This window comes from Paenibacillus sp. LPE1-1-1.1, assembly GCF_040676435.1.
Lineage (GTDB): Bacteria > Bacillota > Bacilli > Paenibacillales > Paenibacillaceae > Pristimantibacillus.
On the sequence record NZ_JBEGHY010000034.1, the window covers coordinates 465325 to 480673 of the forward strand.

The following is a 15349-nucleotide window of genomic DNA, read 5'->3' on the forward strand; positions in this document are numbered from 1 at the left end:
AGCGCATGCTTCCTCCCTATTATTGAAAAGATTAATTAGCCACATGGAAAATAAATAACAATCGATGTGCCCTCACCAAGAGCTGAGCATACTTCAATTCTGCCGTTATGCGCCTCTACGATCATTTTGGCTATGCTCATGCCAAGGCCGGTGCCGTCGCTTGATTCTTCCGTATTTGTCCCGCGGTAGTACCTCTCAAAGAGCTTTTGAATGGTCTCCTCATTCATCCCTGTACCGTTGTCAGAGACGCGAATATAAGCTTCATCGTTCAGCATGCCGCTTACTACTGTAACATTGATACCGGGCGGATTATGCTTTACAGCATTGGATAGCAGGTTATCCATAAGCCGCTGCAGCCATTTGTCATTTCCGAATATGGCAACCAGAAGCCCATCCTCCTCATAATGGAAGGAGACATCCCTGAGAGTAGCATCATTAACATACTTTAATACGGATCTTCTAACGAGCTCGCCAAGCTCGATTTTTGTCCGGTCTATAAGCACGGCACCTTGTTTTAATTGAAAGATGAGCGAGAAATCGGAAATTAGCTCCAGCATATAGTCGCTTTTTTCGCGAATCATTTTGCCCATATCTTGAAGCTCCTCAGGGCTCCAGTCTGCAGGCGAGTTTTCCAAAATGTACCCGTACCCTTGAATCGTGGAAAGTGGCGTACGCAGATCATGCGATATGCCGGTCATCCACTCTTCTCTTGTCTTCTCTAGCTGAAGCCGATCCTTTTCCGTTTCCGAAAGTCGCTCGGCCATTTGATGGAAGGCTCCGATAACCTCTCGGTAAAGACGATAGCGAACGCGGATTTTGCCGTTACGGCGAAATACTTTTCTGCGGTCTTTAGTCGTAAATACGTCCCCTTGAAGCCCGCTGCCCATGCGTTCAAACCAACCGGCAAATAGGATGAGAGGTTGACCGTATCGATAGCCGTGCCAGACCGAGATGGCGAGAGACAGCAGGAGAATCGTGCCGCCTACCCAAATAAAGCTGCGAATGATCTCTTTGAATACAGGCTGATTGGTAAATGTTCCTGGTTTATTAGGGGTGTACATAATCCATGTCATGTGACTTGCTGGCGGCTGATATACAGCAATATTTGTATCGTAATCGCCAGGCCTCTGCTGCATAGCCAAAATCTCCAAAGGCTCATAATCTTTGACGGCAGAAGCCTGTTCGCCAAATGTCTGTACGTTCTTGCCTGCCTGATCGACAACAAGCAGGTAGCTGTCCGTTTCCCGCAGCTGGGAGAGAAGTTTAGTTCGAAAAGCCGCGTTTACGAGACCATTTTGCTGGTAGTTTTCGTACCACGCCGCAAGCTGTTCCTGTTGCGGACTTTTGTAACCGAGAAGAAACAGCAGCGGCGTGTCGTAGGTTTGATCGAGCTGGTTAGCGACAATGTAGGACCCATATTTACCGGATTGTTGAATTGCAAAAAGCTGGGTGATGGAATAGGAATTGGGCTGGTCGGCTGGTGTATTGGCAGCATAAATCACATTGCCCTTAGCGTCAGCTACCTGAAGCCAAATACCACGCTCCTCGATAAGCTTCTTCCAATGCGCTGTCAGCCTAATTTCTTCCTTCTCGTAGTACGTTTCCGTGACGATCTTTTCAAGTGCCCCGGCAGGAAAGGAACGCTTTAGATCCTCATTCGTAATTTTGTTAATGAGAGCAAGCAAAAGGACGACCATGGTGACGATGATTAGGACTGAATATACAATTAGCTGGTATATAAAATGAAAAGCTAATCTGCGCTGAACCTTCATATGCGCAGGGGTTCCTTAGCTAGTTTATAGCCTAATCCTCGAACGGTGAGCAAATGGGTCGGCATGCTGGGATCGTATTCAATTTTTTCGCGTATTCGACGGATATGTACCATAACCGTATTATCATCGCCAATTCCGTCAATGCCCCATACAGCTTCGTAGAGCTGGCCCTTGGAGAAGACGATACCGGGATTTTTGCAGAAATATAACAGCAGCTGAAAGACCTGTGCGGGACAGGACACGGGCATGCTATCGACTAATAGCTCGCCGGCTGCTTCATCCAGTTGAAAACGGCCAAAGCGAAATATTTTCCGTGAGGCAGCGGCTATTGCTAAAGGTGAAGCAGCCGCATCGCCTTTAAGGCTGCCCATTTCATCGAAGCGGCGCAATCGCGCTTTGATGCGTGCTGCAATTTCCAACGGGTTAAAGGGCTTTGTTATGTAGTCATCCGCTCCCATCGCGAACCCCGTCAGAATATCAAGGTCAGATGCTTTTGCTGTTAAAAATAATATATGCGGATTGCCCAGCTTTCTTATTTTGGGGCAAACCTCGAATCCGCTGCCGTCCGGCAGCATCACATCAAGCAGGACAATATCGGCTCCGAAACGGGAAATGGTATCGAGAGCCTCTTGGCAGGTACCCGCTGTATAGATGTGCTGAAAGCCTTCTTTCTGCAGCACCAGCTGCAGCATTTTAACGATAGAAGGTTCATCATCAACGATTAAAATTTTATTCATAGTTATCACCCGTTTTCATGCTATCACACAAACCTTAACAGCAGTTGAACGAAATCGGAAAATTTAAGCTGCTGTTATGATTCTGTTTGCTTTCCGTTCAACAAGAGTCATTATCATTATGGAAGAGGTGATGGGGATGATTAATCAATTAGAAACGAGAAGCCGAATTCGCATGATAGATGTAATTAGAGGCTTCTGCTTGCTCGGCATATTGCTTTCGAATATGCTTATTTTCCAATATGGGATATACGGGAAAGATGAAATGCAGTATTTTAGCCCTTCCAAGCTGGATGAATTCATGCATCGGTCGCTGTTAATCGTAGTCGAGGGCAGCTTCATGCCAATTTTTATGTTCTTGTTCGGATACAGCCTGTATAAGCTGCGGGAAGGTTTGATGTCGAAGGGGATAAGACCGGGGGGATCTTTGGTAAGGCGCTTTATCATGCTGATCGCGCTTGGCCTTATGCACAGCCTCTTGCTTTGGGAGGGGGATATTTTGCTCGCTTACGGGGTTACGGGCTTTTGTTTGTTGTTATTTGTGAAAAGGAAGCCAAAGACGCTTATCATATGGGGCATCGCTTTAACTTTGTTGTTAGCGGGAATCAACTATGGGATAGGTGAAGGTACGCCAAAAGAGCAAGAGCGCATGCAGGAGTATGTGATGCAGTCTACCACTATCTACGGAGAAGGGACACATGAGGAGATTATGGAGTTTCGCTTAAATGAAGATCCGCTAGATCTACCCGTGGCCGGCATGGTGGCTTTAATGATCTTTATGCCTCTGATCATGCTGCCCATGTTTCTGTTTGGAATAGCGGCTGCAAAAAAGCAGTGGTTCCATAACCCGAAACGAGAGAGGCGAAGGTACGCCTTAGCAGCTGCCATCATGCTGCCGCTTGGCCTATTGTTAAAGAGCTTGGGCGTGCTGCAGAAGGATTGGGATTGGAGCGGTGTGGCATTGCATATTGGGGCGAGCATGCTGGCTCTCGGATATATTTTCGGACTAGCGCTCGTTTTATCGTATGCAGCAAAAAGCTCGGTAGTTGTATCGGCGATTGAAGCGGTTGGGCGGATGTCCATGACCAACTATTTGATGCAAACGGTCATTTGTACGACTTTGTTTTACGGCTACGGTCTCGGCTGGTTCGGAGAAATTGGCGTGTTAAATGGCATGCTGCTTGCACTTTTCATTTATGCTGTTCAGGCCGTCGTGTCCAGCTTTCTATTGTTCAGGTTCAAAAATGGACCGCTTGAGCGACTGCTGCGGATGTGGACGTATTGGTCTGTTAAGGGCAAACCTCGGCAGAGCCGGAAAATAGCCGATCCTCCCGTAGTGGATGTTAGATTATAGGAACGTTGATAAATCTTAATAAGCAATGAACGGAAGGAGCAGATCGTATAGACTGCTTCTTTTTTTTTGCGATGAGTATGGAGCGTGTTAGCATTTGGGTTCATGCCCATTGGCTTATTGCGATTCCAAGAAGTGAATTTCCTGTATGCCGGCGGATTGTGCCGCAAATGTGAGCAGCTTAGCCCCTTCTTCTGCCAACGCTTCTTGATCCGCCGTGCTCAGCCGCTCGAAGGGTTGAATGAACAAAGCAGCCGATTTGTTCGTTTGTTCTATTTTCCAAGTGCCGCGCACAAATCCGTCTATGAGAAACGTTGACCGAATAATGCCGTTTATCGTGAATATTAGCGGTTTATGCTTTTCATCCATGATGCGGCTGCGGTCGGCGTAAGAGAGCAGCATATTGTCAAATTCGGACAGGAACCTCGGCGGAGCTATCGTGTCTGCCGGCGGCAAGGGTACACTCGCCAGGTCGAATAATTCATTGCCATTCTCGTCGGAGAAGGTACGCAGCTTAGGGCGAAGGTTTTCTACCGTGTCGCGCAGCCTGCTCAGACCCGACCATACCTGCATATCCTTGACGGTCGCCGGGCCGAAGGCTGCGAGGTAGCGCAGAAGCATTTCATCAAGAGAAGGAGCGGCTGCGAGAGGCTCGCCGAGCCAAGCTTCCGCTGAGGTATGCGCGGCTTGGCCGCTAGTACCCCATATCCCGCGCGGCGGTACTTGAACGAGAGGGACGAGCGTCCGAATGATGGCACTGAGCGCAGCAGGGTCGGCTTCGGGCCGCTGTTCTACGAGCAGCTTGCCTAGTTCGTTGAAGGTGCGCGGCTTCGCTTCGACTAAGGCGCGGCCAGCTGCGCTAATCGCGTCCAGATCTAATGCCGCCAGCTTTTTGCCGAAAGCGCTCCGCAGGCCTTTATCCAAAACGGCTGCAAGTAGGGGGCGCATTTCTAGGCAGTCCCGTGCGCTGACCAAATGGATCGTCGCGCGCATGAGTGCAATACGCACGACCTGCCGCTCCTTCATTAAATGAGAGAGCTGCTCGTGGCAGAAGCCTTCGAGCCGTGACCATAATGCGAAGTATGGTGGATTTGGAGCCTGCGCTTGAATCGCTACCAGCCGTTCAATCGCCTCGAGCACAGAAATGCTTGAGCGCTGAAGCAGCATCTGGCGATCCAGCAATGCGCGATTTAATTGCCGCTTACTAAGAACGGCTGCCGAAGCAGCGCCAGCGCGCTGAGATGTCCGCATACGCATACTCCAAAACCTCCCCTAAACTTCCTTAATCCTCATTATTAGCTTAATTATATTTCATCAACCCTGACAGCATAGTGACAGGGTTAGAGACGAAGAAATTATTTTCACTCGCTGCGGGCGGTATCGCTGTGTAGCTAGCTAGCAAATCTATAGCTGCTTGCCGGTAATGAGCAAGTGCTGAAAATGTTGAAAGAGAGGAAAATGCTGAAAGTGCTGGATGTGCTGGATGTGCTGAAAGAGAGGAAAGTGCTGAAACTACTGAAACTACTGAAATTACTGAAATTACTGAAATTACTGAAACTGCTGAATACCGAAACACCTATCCAATTAATCGCTGCGTACACTGCACTTTGTACAACAGAAACTGCATATGTGGAGCACGTGAGGTGCTACGCTGCAGAAAGTACAGCAGAAACCGCCTCATCAGGAGAAATGAGGCGTAATGGACTGATTCTGCTGCAGAAACTGCAGTGTAGCAAGTGCATGGTTACTTAAAAGACGATTAGAGTGTACAAACTGCAACGTAGCGATGGTGAGTGTTTGGAGAGGGGGTGTTGGTGGTACTGCTAGTGCTGGTAGTTGCCGGTGCAGGAACTACTGGTGATTCTGGAACTGCTGGAACTGCTGATAGTGCTGAAACTGCTGAAACTGCTGAAACTGCTGAAACTGCTGAAACTGCTGAAACTGCTGAAACTGCTGAAACTGCTGAAACTGCTGGAACTGCTGGAACTGCTGATAGCGCTGATACAACTGATACTGCTGACTGATACTACTGAAACTGCTGATACTACTGATACAACTGATACAACTGATACTACTGATACTACTGATACTACTGATACTACTGACTGATACAACAGATACTACTGATACTACTGACTGATACTACTGACTGATACTACTGAAACTGCTGAATACCGAAACACCTATCCAATTAATCGCTGCGTACACTGCACTTTGTACAACAGAAACTGCATATTCGGAGCAAGTAAGGTGCTACGCTGCAGAAAGTACAGCAGAAACCGACTCATCAGGAGAAATGAAGCGGAATGGACTGATTCTGCTGCAGAAACTGCAGTGTAGCAAGTGCATGGTTACTTAAAAGACGATTAGAGTGTACAAACTGCAACGTAGAGAAGGTGAGTGTTTGGAGAGGTGGTGTTGGTGGTACTGCTGCCGGTGCTGAATAAGCTGTAAATGCTGAGACTGCTGGAACTTCTGGAACTTCTGGAAGTGCTGATAGTGCTGATACTACTAATACTATTGAACATCAAAAACATCTAACTAATTAATCGCTGTATACACTGCACTTTGTACAACAGAAACCGCATATTTAGAGCGCACGAGGTGCTACGCTGCAGAAAGTACAGCAGAAACTGCTGTATATAGGGAAATGAGGCGGAATGGACTGATTCTGCTGCAGAAACTGCAGTGTAGCAAGAGCTTGGTTACTTAAAAGACGATTAGAGTGTACAAACTGCAACGTAGCGAGGGTGAATGTTTGGAGAGGTGGTGTTGGTGGACCTTCTAGTGCTGGTAGTTGCAGGTGCAGGAACTACTGCTGAAACTGCTGGAACTACTGGAACTGCTGATAGTGCTGATGCTACTGATACTACTGAAACTGCTGAATATCGAAAACAACTAACCAATTAATCGCTGCGTACACTGCACTTTGTACAACAGAAACTGCATATGTGGAGCACGTGAGGTGCTACGCTGCAGAAAGTACAGCAGAAACCGCCTCATCAGGAGAAATGAGGCGTAATGGACTGATTCTGCTGCAGAAACTGCAGTGTAGCAAGTGCATGGTTACTTAAAAGACGATTAGTGTACGAACTGCAACGTAGCATCAGATGAGCAAAAGACCAAACAAAGGACCAAACAAAGGACCAAACAAAGGACCAAAAACTAACTGCTTGGCCTAAGCGGCGGTCATTGCGTGCATCTACAACAAACATTCCAAGGAGCCTTCGGCGAGTTCATAGAAGCGTATGTCCTTGCCGTTGACTATGGGACGAAGCAGCTTTTTCTCGACGAGCGACTGAAGTCTAATTCGTGCTGTGCGAAAATTCATGTTCAGATGATTCTGGACATCCATCGGGCGTATTTTGCGGCCTAATGACCAGGCTAATTGAAGGACTTCCCGCTCTTTCAGGTTGATTGGCGTGCTGGAGCTGCCGCGTATAAGATGAGGAGCAAGGGACATTTGGAGCAGCATGCGACATATTTCAGGACGCTTCTGTACATCGTCAAACGTGAAATGGAACATCCTCCAGCCCATGGCGGTCAAAAAATTATCACGATTCACGGCATAGCTGTGCTTTTCTCTGTCCATATCTTTAATGTGACTCTGAAAACCATCGCATTCCAGCCCAAACTGTCCAAACTCAGGCAGAAAAGCAAAATCGAGAAACTGTGATTTTCGGTTCCAATCATAAATCTCGTATTCGGGATGCAGGTGATGGAAATTGCCGAAAAGCGGCCACCATACGTTTTGGAGCAGCAGTTTCTCGGCATACCCATGCCCTCTGACCAGCCTTCTTTTACGTTCCCCGGATCTTTTTCGCTCGTGCAGCTCTAAAAAATCACAATAAGATTGCTCAAAGTCACTCATTGCAACATGCCTCCTTCTGAAAATAAAAAAAACGCCCCGAAGCCATCGGAATGGCTTTAGGACGTTCTTCGTCTGCTGCAAGTATATCATTCATATAGTTGAGGACCAAGAACAAATCTCTATATAAAAGACCCCTGCCTCAAACAAGGGTCTCCTCGATATATGGTTACTCTTTAATATTACCAGCCTGCTTAAGCCGTTTGGCGATTGCTTTAAAGTCCTCAGGGGAAATCCCAGGGGCGAATTCCTCTTCAACGGAAGGAGCTTCAGGAATCGGGAAGCCTTTTGGTGAGCCTTGAATGACTTCAAGCGGAAGATCATCCTCGGGATGCGTTCCCTTCCAGATCTGATCGATCGTGGTAAAGTCCTTTTCGCTCCAAGTGTACAGCTTCGTGTGCTCGCCTTTTTCTTCGTATTTTCTAGCCTCGTTAAATGCTTTGTTGCTCAAGGAAGGAATCGGCACTAACTTCGTTACATTTACGCCCGTCGCAATCTCCAGCGCCTTGGCATAAGCAACGACATGGACGCCGCCCCGAACGAGGAGAAAACCTACGACTGCGCGCGCAGCAGGGTGGTCGGTCATTTCGTATACTTTCATTTTATGGGTTCTAGCCCCACATTCGAGGAAGAAGTTATGCAGCAAATCCTCTACCAGGTTTCCGCTGTTAAACACATTGGCGCCTGTCCACGGATTTCCCATGGAGTCAAACGGCATGGCGCCTTGTGCCCCGGCAAGGAAGTGATAAGACAAACGTGCGTCTTGAACGGAGCCAAGCGGCGTTTTGTCCGGCTCTTTATAGTCAGTTGAGCCTCTCAAGCATTTGTTGATGGCATGCGATACAAGCTCGACATGGCCAAGCTCTTCCGCTGTGATACTCATCACCAAATCATAGAAAGGCTTAAGTTTTTCTTTTGAACGGAAGTTAAAGGATTGATACAGGTAATTGTTTAACGTTGACATCTCTCCGAACTTACCGCCCAGAAGTTCTTGTACGGCAGCAGCAGCGTTAGGATCCGGTTTCTCAACATCAGGGATTTCGATCAAAATTTCATCCATACGTTTAAACATACGTTTCTCAACCTCCTAATTTCTACCTTGTCTTACCTCATGTAGTTAAACCTATTCTGTATTAGTTAAACAGCATCGTGCTGCGTCAGAGGATCCTCATACAACAATAATCAAAATGAAAACGCTCCACTAAACAGCTTGTTTATGTTACTTTTAAAGGAATCATTTCATTTTATTGAGCAAAGGGAGCGATTTAGATGTCAGCGCAAACAAAAGAGTGGATCCTGCATTCGGTTATTTTCAACTTAAAGCATGAGCAGGGCTCGGAGGCGGAGCGTCAGTTTTTGGAGGACGGCGAGCGGATTTTAACTTCGATTCCGACGGTAACGAACTTTCAGGTTTATAAGCAGGTAAGCGGGAAAAACGACTACCGTCATGGATTCGCCATGGAGTTTGCGAATCAGGCTGATTATGATGCGTACAACGAGCATCCGCTGCATGTGCAATTTGTGAATGAACGCTGGGTAACCGAAGTCGAAAAGTTTCTAGAGATCGATTACGCGAAATAGGACAATGATTGAAGAATTGTTTAAAACATCATATAATGAGCGTTAGAGATAGCACATTTTCGAACAAATACGCACATAATGGGAAGAGGGACAAACGGATGAAGAAGCTTAGAGTGCTGCAACAGCTGACGGATGCCGGCGTTGTGGCTGTGCTGCGCGCAGACTCGCCAGAGGAAGTTGTGGAAATGTCGCGCCGCGCGATCAAGGGCGGAATCAAAGCCATCGAGATTACGATGACGGTGCCTTTCGCGCTTCGCGCAATCGAGCAATTATCGAAGGAATATTCAAGCTCCGTATCACCTGATGCGGATAACTTTGCGATCATCGGCGTGGGTACAGTGCTTGATCCGGAAACGGCACGCGCAGCCATTTTGGCAGGTGCCGAATATGTCGTATCTCCTGCTCTTAACCCGGATACAATTAAGCTTTGTAACCGTTATGCGATTCCGATTTTGCCAGGTACCATGACGATACACGAAATTCAAACGGCACTTGAGCTTGGCGTCGATATCGTGAAGCTATTCCCAGGCAACCTTTACTCTCCGAGCGTGATTCCTTCTATAAAAGGACCGCTGCCTCAGGCAAACGTGATGCCGACAGGCGGCGTATCGCTCGACAATTTGAAGGACTGGATCAAGGCCGGCGCGGTAGCGGTCGGAATTGGTTCCGACCTGACGAAGGATGCCGTGAAAACCGGCGACTTCTCGCTCATCGAGAAGAAGGCGGCTGCTTATATCACGGCTTACCGCGAAGCGAAAGGGCTGTAGCCAAATACCCTGACAGAGAAGCTTAACCTCTGTCAGGGTATTTTTTTCAAAGGCATGCCTAAAACATCGAGCTACTAAAGGAGAAATGAGCTAATGTTAAAACGTGAAGATATCCGCATTCGGGATCCGTTTATTCTTGTCGATGAGGAAGCGGGCTGTTATTACCTATACGGTACGACAGACGAAACCGTGTGGTCCGGTCCGGGAACCGGCTTTAATACGTATCGCAGCACGGATCTGGAGCAGTGGGAGGGGCCTTTTCCAGCGTTTAGGCCGGAGCCCGGATTCTGGGCGGATCATCACTTCTGGGCGCCTGAGGTGTATTTTTATCAAGACAGCTATTATATGTTTGCATCCTTTAAGTCGGACGATAAACGCCGGGCCACGCAAGTATTGATCGCGGAAAGTCCGGTTGGCCCCTTTAAGCCCCTTAGCAAAAATCCCGTTACGCCGGCGGAGTGGGAATGTCTCGACGGAACGCTGCATATCGACGAGAATGGAACGCCGTGGATGGTGTTTTGCCATGAGTGGGTACAGGTGAGGGATGGGAAAATGTGCGCCATTCCGCTCACTTCGGATCTGAGCGAAGCAGCAGGAGAGCCGATCACGCTGTTCTCGGCATCGGAAGCGCCTTGGTCGGCGGCTGGCGGAGATGACAAGGATGTTTATGTAACGGATGGGCCGTTCCTGTTCAGAAATCAAGCGGACGAGCTGCTCATGCTGTGGTCTAGCGGATCGAAGAACGGTTATGCAATCGGTATCGCCCGCTCGGAAAGCGGTAGGGTAGAGGGGCCTTGGAAGCAGGATGAAGAGACGCTGTTTCCCGAGGACGGCGGGCACGGCATGCTGTTCCGATCCTTTGAAGGACGTCTCATGCTGGCCATGCATACGCCTAACAATCAGCCGGAGGAACGGGCTGTCTTTATCGAAGTCATCGAGGCAAATGGAACGCTGCAAAGAAAGTCCTAGAAGAAGAATACGCCGCATTGCTTGATTCTGGACGGGAATAGCGTTATAACAGAAACAGGGTCATGAAGAGACAAACCAATTGATTAAAGGAGTCGTTCAAGAAATGGATTATCGGATTGAGAAGGACACAATGGGTGAAATTCAGGTTCCTGCAGACAAGCTGTGGGGCGCTCAAACGCAAAGAAGCCTGCAAAACTTTAAAATCAGCGGCGAGCGCATGCCGATCGAAGTCGTATATGCCATGGCATATATCAAAAAAGCAGCAGCGCAAGCCAACGAGAAGCTTGGCGTGCTGGATGCGGCGAAATCAGCCATTATCGGCGAGGCCGTAGATGAGATCGTTGCAGGCAAATGGGATGACCATTTTCCGCTAGTCGTATGGCAAACAGGCAGCGGCACGCAAACGAACATGAACGTAAACGAGGTAATCGCTAACCGTGCGAACGGCTTGCTTGCTGAACGCGGCAGCGATGTGCGCATTCACCCGAACGATGATGTTAACCGTTCGCAAAGCTCGAACGATACCTTCCCTGCAGCGATGCACATCGCCGGCGTTATCGCCCTGGAAGACCGTTTGCTCCCTTCGCTTGACCTGCTTAACGGTACGCTTCGCGCAAAAGCGGAGAAATTCAACGATCTCGTAAAAATCGGCCGTACGCATCTCCAAGATGCGACGCCAATCACGCTTGGCCAAGAAATTAGCGGCTGGTACTCGATGCTGGACAGAACGCGTGCCATGCTTGTTCAAAGCGTGGAAACGATGCGTGATCTAGCGCTTGGCGGTACTGCGGTTGGTACAGGCCTTAACGCTCATCCGGACTTTGCCGTTGCGGTAGCAGAGGAAGTCTCGTCGCTTACCGGCAAAACCTTCGTGACGGCGGAGAACAAATTCCACTCGCTGACAAGCCATGACCAAATCGTGTACACGCACGGCGCGGTTAAAGCGCTGGCGGCGGATTTAATGAAAATCGCGAATGATGTGAGATGGCTGGCCAGCGGACCGCGCTGCGGCATCGGCGAAATTTCGATTCCAGAGAATGAGCCGGGCAGCTCGATTATGCCGGGTAAAGTGAATCCAACCCAAAGTGAAGCCTTGACGATGGCGGTTTGCCAAGTCATCGGTAACGATACGGCGATTTCGATGGCGGCAAGCCAAGGTAACTTCGAGCTTAACGTATTCAAGCCTGTTATCATCTATAACTTCCTGCAATCCGTAGCGCTGCTTGCTGACGGCATGGTATCGTTCAACGATAATTGCGCGGTCGGCATTGAGCCGAACGAAGCGGCAATCAAGCGCAATCTTGATCAATCGCTTATGCTCGTTACGGCGCTTAACCCGCACATCGGTTATGAGAATGCGGCTGCAATCGCGAAAAACGCGCATAAAAAAGGTCTTACGCTCAAAGAGTCGGCTATCGCAAGCGGCTTGCTTACATCCGAGCAGTTCGATGAGTTTGTACGACCTGAGAACATGATCGGCAAACGTTAATTTATAACGGAAAGGGCCTGCACCGTCTTTTTGGAGACGAAGCGCAGGCCCTTTTTTTATAGATATGAGTTTATATGACGGCGGCAGCCGTTCATGCTTGCTTAATTATTAGTGCTTCTGTTGGCCTAGTTTGGCTTAAGATAGCTATCTATAATGGCACGGATTTGCTGGGCCGTCCGCTCGAGCGACAAATTTTCGATAATATGCTCACAGGATTTGCGATAGGTGACCTCTTCGGAATAATGGCTAAGGTAGCTGTTGATAATCTCATAGCTCGTGCCTTTGCTTTCTAGTCGTTCGGATACCGTTTTCTTGTCGACGTACAGAAAAATCCGGATGGCACGCTCGCCGTAAAGCTTGCGAATCGTATCCGCGCCCTCGCGGTTAAGAATAAGATAGACGCTGTTGCCGGCTTGAAGCGCCAAATCGAGATAACGCCGGCCGATTCCGTAGCGGTGCTGATCAATTTTGACCAGTTCGGTGAAGAAGCCGTCCGCTGCCAATAGATCGAATTGCTCTTTGCTGACATAGCGGTAGTCCATATCGGGACGCTCTTTGTCGCGCGGCGGCCGGTCGGTGCAGGAGGGGATATGCAGGATACCGGAGCCTTGCAGGGCTTTATGTGCCGCGGTCTTGCGGCCGGAACCGCTTGTGCCGGTAAATAGAAATAAATAGGGTTTACCCATTAGGGATCACTCCTTCCTTTCCTCTTACTTGTTATATCGACATAAACCGGGTCAATAATGACTGCTATTTCGTGAGGGGGAGACGGGCTGCCAAAGCCTGCGCAAAGTGAAGATAAAGCCTTTTTGTGGTATGATACGAGTGGCTGCTGTTGCAGCTATACTATTTCAAAAAAAGTAGGTTTGCCTCATGCATTTATTGTCTGTAGAACATATAACAAAGAGCTATGGCGAGAAGCTATTGTTCGAAAATGTCACGTTCGGCGTAGAGGATGGCGATAAAGTAGGCATCATTGGCGTGAACGGGACGGGGAAGTCAACCTTCCTTAAGGTGATCGCGGGCCTTGAGCCGGCAGATTCCGGCATCGTGTCCATCGGCAACCGGGTAACGGTCAGAATGCTGGCACAGGATCCGGTTTTTGCACCGAATGAAACCACGCTTGAGCATGTGCTGGGTGGCGATTCTCCGCAGCTAAGAGCCGTTCAAGCCTATGCCGCGGCAATGGAAGCCATTGAGCTCAAGCCTAGCGACGCGGTGCTTCAGGAGCAGCTCATTAAAGCCAACCAGCTGATGGATGAGTTTGATGCCTGGCAGCTGGAGAGCGACGCGAAGATGGCATTGTCCAAGCTGGGTATTTATGATTTTGATGCGAAGGTCGAGACCTTGTCGGGCGGTCAGCGCAAGCGTGTCGCTATGGCGGCAGCGCTCTTGCTTCCATCGGATGTGCTTATTCTCGATGAGCCTACGAACCATATTGATAATGATTCCGTGGCTTGGCTGGAAGGTATGCTGCAAAAGCGCAGAGGCGCGCTCCTCATGATTACGCATGACCGCTATTTCCTTGATCGTGTCAGCAATAGAGTGATCGAGCTGGATAAAGGGCAAGCCCATTTCTATCAAGCGAACTACAGCCGCTTCCTGGAGCTGAAGCTGGACCGCGAAGAACGGGAAGCTGCGACGGAATCGAAGCGGCAGAACCTGCTGCGCAACGAGCTCTCATGGATTAGACGCGGCGCAAAGGCGAGAACGACAAAGCAAAAAGCGCGTATCGATCGTTTCGAAGCGTTGAAGGCGGATGCGCCGAAGCAAGCGGGCGGGAAGATGGACGTATCGGTGGCTTCGACGAGATTGGGGCGCAAAATCGTAGAAATCGAAGAAGTAACGAAGCGCTTCGGCGATCGTACGCTGATTCGTGATTTCAGTTATATTGCGGTTCCTGAGGATCGGGTCGGCATTGTCGGCCGCAACGGAAGCGGGAAATCTACGCTGCTGAAGCTAATAACCGGCCAATTAACGCCGGATGAGGGCACGGTCGAGCTTGGCGCTACGGTTAAGCTTGGCTGGTTCTCGCAGGAGCACGAGGAAATGGATCAATCGCTGCGCGTGATTGAATATATTCGCGAGGGCGCGGAACAGGTGAAAACGGCGGATGGCACGACAATATCAGCGGGTCAGATGCTGGAGCGGTTCCTATTTTCGCCGACGATGCAGTGGACGCCGATTTCCAAGCTGTCCGGAGGAGAGAAGCGCCGTTTGCAGCTTTTGCGCGTGCTGATGAATGCGCCGAACGTACTGCTGTTGGATGAGCCGACGAATGATCTCGATATTTCGACGCTTACCGTGCTTGAGGATTATTTGGACGATTTTCCGGGAGTCGTGTTCGTGGTTTCCCATGACCGGTATTTCCTCGACCGTACAGTCGATAAAATAGTCGCTTTTGAAGGCGATGGCGTTATTACGCATCATACCGGCAATTATACGGACTATCAGGAGTTTGTCGCAAAGCACGGCACAGCTGCGCCGGCTGCAGCCTCTGCTCCGAAAACGCCTGCGGCAGTTGCCCCAAGCATCCCGGATGCTCCAGCGAAAGCGGCAGGCAAAGAGCGTACGCTAAAAATGTCTTACAAGGACCAGAAGGATTTCGAGCAAATCGACGGCTGGATTGAAGACGCGGAAAACGAAATCAGTGAAATCGCAGGCCGCATGGAAGCGGCAAGCAGCGACTCCTCGCGTCTGCAGGAGCTTGCAGCAGAGCAGCAGCAGCTGGAAGAGAAGCTGGAGAAGCTAATGGACCGCTGGGCAGAGCTGAATGAATTGGCCGAGCAGATCGCAGCTCAGAAATAAGCGGCTGCAG

15 protein-coding genes are annotated in these 15349 nt (G+C 49.3%); 9 read left to right on the forward strand and 6 right to left on the reverse strand.

Going from position 1 to position 15349, the window contains the following annotated elements:
* Positions 1 to 35: 35 nt before the first annotated feature.
* Positions 36 to 1772: a sensor histidine kinase gene (locus tag MRBLPE1_RS25195; protein ID WP_364150752.1), complete on the reverse strand. Its 1737-nt coding sequence runs from the start codon at positions 1770 to 1772 to the stop codon at positions 36 to 38.
* Positions 1769 to 2509: a response regulator transcription factor gene (locus MRBLPE1_RS25200; protein ID WP_414698919.1), complete on the reverse strand. Its 741-nt coding sequence runs from the start codon at positions 2507 to 2509 to the stop codon at positions 1769 to 1771. The genes MRBLPE1_RS25195 and MRBLPE1_RS25200 overlap by 4 nt, the downstream gene beginning before the upstream one ends.
* Positions 2510 to 2645: 136 nt before the next feature.
* On the opposite strand from MRBLPE1_RS25200, the gene MRBLPE1_RS25205 reads away from it, so the two are divergent.
* On the forward strand, positions 2646 to 3860 hold the full coding sequence (locus MRBLPE1_RS25205; protein WP_364150754.1) for a DUF418 domain-containing protein: 1215 nt from the start codon (positions 2646 to 2648) through the stop codon (positions 3858 to 3860).
* A gap of 114 nt (positions 3861 to 3974) precedes the next feature.
* On the opposite strand, the gene MRBLPE1_RS25210 is transcribed toward MRBLPE1_RS25205, so the two are convergent.
* Entirely contained in the window at positions 3975 to 5114 is a 1140-nt protein-coding gene (locus MRBLPE1_RS25210; RefSeq protein ID WP_364150757.1) for a winged helix DNA-binding domain-containing protein, read from the reverse strand.
* A gap of 201 nt (positions 5115 to 5315) precedes the next feature.
* On the opposite strand from MRBLPE1_RS25210, the gene MRBLPE1_RS25215 reads away from it, so the two are divergent.
* The 3 genes from MRBLPE1_RS25215 to MRBLPE1_RS25225 all read left to right on the forward strand — a co-directional run bounded on the left by MRBLPE1_RS25215 (position 5316) and on the right by MRBLPE1_RS25225 (position 6767).
* Positions 5316 to 5609 (forward strand): hypothetical protein, encoded by a 294-nt coding sequence (locus MRBLPE1_RS25215; protein ID WP_364150760.1) that lies wholly within the window; start codon positions 5316 to 5318, stop codon positions 5607 to 5609.
* Positions 5610 to 5714: 105 nt separating this feature from the next.
* Complete coding sequence (locus MRBLPE1_RS25220; protein WP_364150763.1) at positions 5715 to 5966, forward strand: hypothetical protein; 252 nt, start codon at positions 5715 to 5717, stop codon at positions 5964 to 5966.
* A 678-nt stretch (positions 5967 to 6644) separates the two neighbouring features.
* Positions 6645 to 6767: a hypothetical protein gene (locus tag MRBLPE1_RS25225; RefSeq protein WP_364150766.1), complete on the forward strand. Its 123-nt coding sequence runs from the start codon at positions 6645 to 6647 to the stop codon at positions 6765 to 6767.
* Between the two features lie 292 nt (positions 6768 to 7059).
* On the opposite strand, the gene MRBLPE1_RS25230 is transcribed toward MRBLPE1_RS25225, so the two are convergent.
* Together MRBLPE1_RS25230 and MRBLPE1_RS25235 are read right to left on the reverse strand one after the other, a co-directional pair.
* Complete coding sequence (locus MRBLPE1_RS25230; RefSeq protein ID WP_364150769.1) at positions 7060 to 7728, reverse strand: hypothetical protein; 669 nt, start codon at positions 7726 to 7728, stop codon at positions 7060 to 7062.
* Positions 7729 to 7894: 166 nt separating this feature from the next.
* On the reverse strand, positions 7895 to 8797 hold the full coding sequence (locus MRBLPE1_RS25235) for a manganese catalase family protein (RefSeq protein ID WP_364150771.1): 903 nt from the start codon (positions 8795 to 8797) through the stop codon (positions 7895 to 7897).
* Positions 8798 to 8994: 197 nt separating this feature from the next.
* Between MRBLPE1_RS25235 and MRBLPE1_RS25240 the strand changes: the two genes are divergently transcribed.
* The 4 genes from MRBLPE1_RS25240 (at position 8995) to fumC (ending at position 12531) form a co-directional block, all read left to right on the forward strand.
* Positions 8995 to 9306, forward strand: a complete 312-nt coding sequence (locus MRBLPE1_RS25240; RefSeq protein ID WP_364150774.1) for a Dabb family protein — start codon at positions 8995 to 8997, stop codon at positions 9304 to 9306.
* 98 nt (positions 9307 to 9404) lie between these two features.
* Positions 9405 to 10073: a bifunctional 2-keto-4-hydroxyglutarate aldolase/2-keto-3-deoxy-6-phosphogluconate aldolase gene (locus MRBLPE1_RS25245; protein ID WP_308994975.1), complete on the forward strand. Its 669-nt coding sequence runs from the start codon at positions 9405 to 9407 to the stop codon at positions 10071 to 10073.
* 93 nt (positions 10074 to 10166) lie between these two features.
* A complete protein-coding gene (locus MRBLPE1_RS25250) occupies positions 10167 to 11042 on the forward strand; it encodes a glycoside hydrolase family 43 protein (RefSeq protein WP_364150777.1) in 876 nt (291 codons plus the stop codon).
* Positions 11043 to 11145: 103 nt separating this feature from the next.
* Complete coding sequence (gene fumC, locus MRBLPE1_RS25255) at positions 11146 to 12531, forward strand: class II fumarate hydratase (RefSeq protein WP_364150780.1); 1386 nt, start codon at positions 11146 to 11148, stop codon at positions 12529 to 12531.
* A gap of 125 nt (positions 12532 to 12656) precedes the next feature.
* Here fumC and MRBLPE1_RS25260 read toward each other — a convergent pair whose 3' ends face one another.
* Entirely contained in the window at positions 12657 to 13217 is a 561-nt protein-coding gene (locus tag MRBLPE1_RS25260; RefSeq protein ID WP_364150783.1) for a guanylate kinase, read from the reverse strand.
* 187 nt (positions 13218 to 13404) lie between these two features.
* On the opposite strand from MRBLPE1_RS25260, the gene MRBLPE1_RS25265 reads away from it, so the two are divergent.
* Entirely contained in the window at positions 13405 to 15339 is a 1935-nt protein-coding gene (locus MRBLPE1_RS25265) for an ABC-F family ATP-binding cassette domain-containing protein (protein ID WP_364150786.1), read from the forward strand.
* Positions 15340 to 15349: the final 10 nt, after the last annotated feature.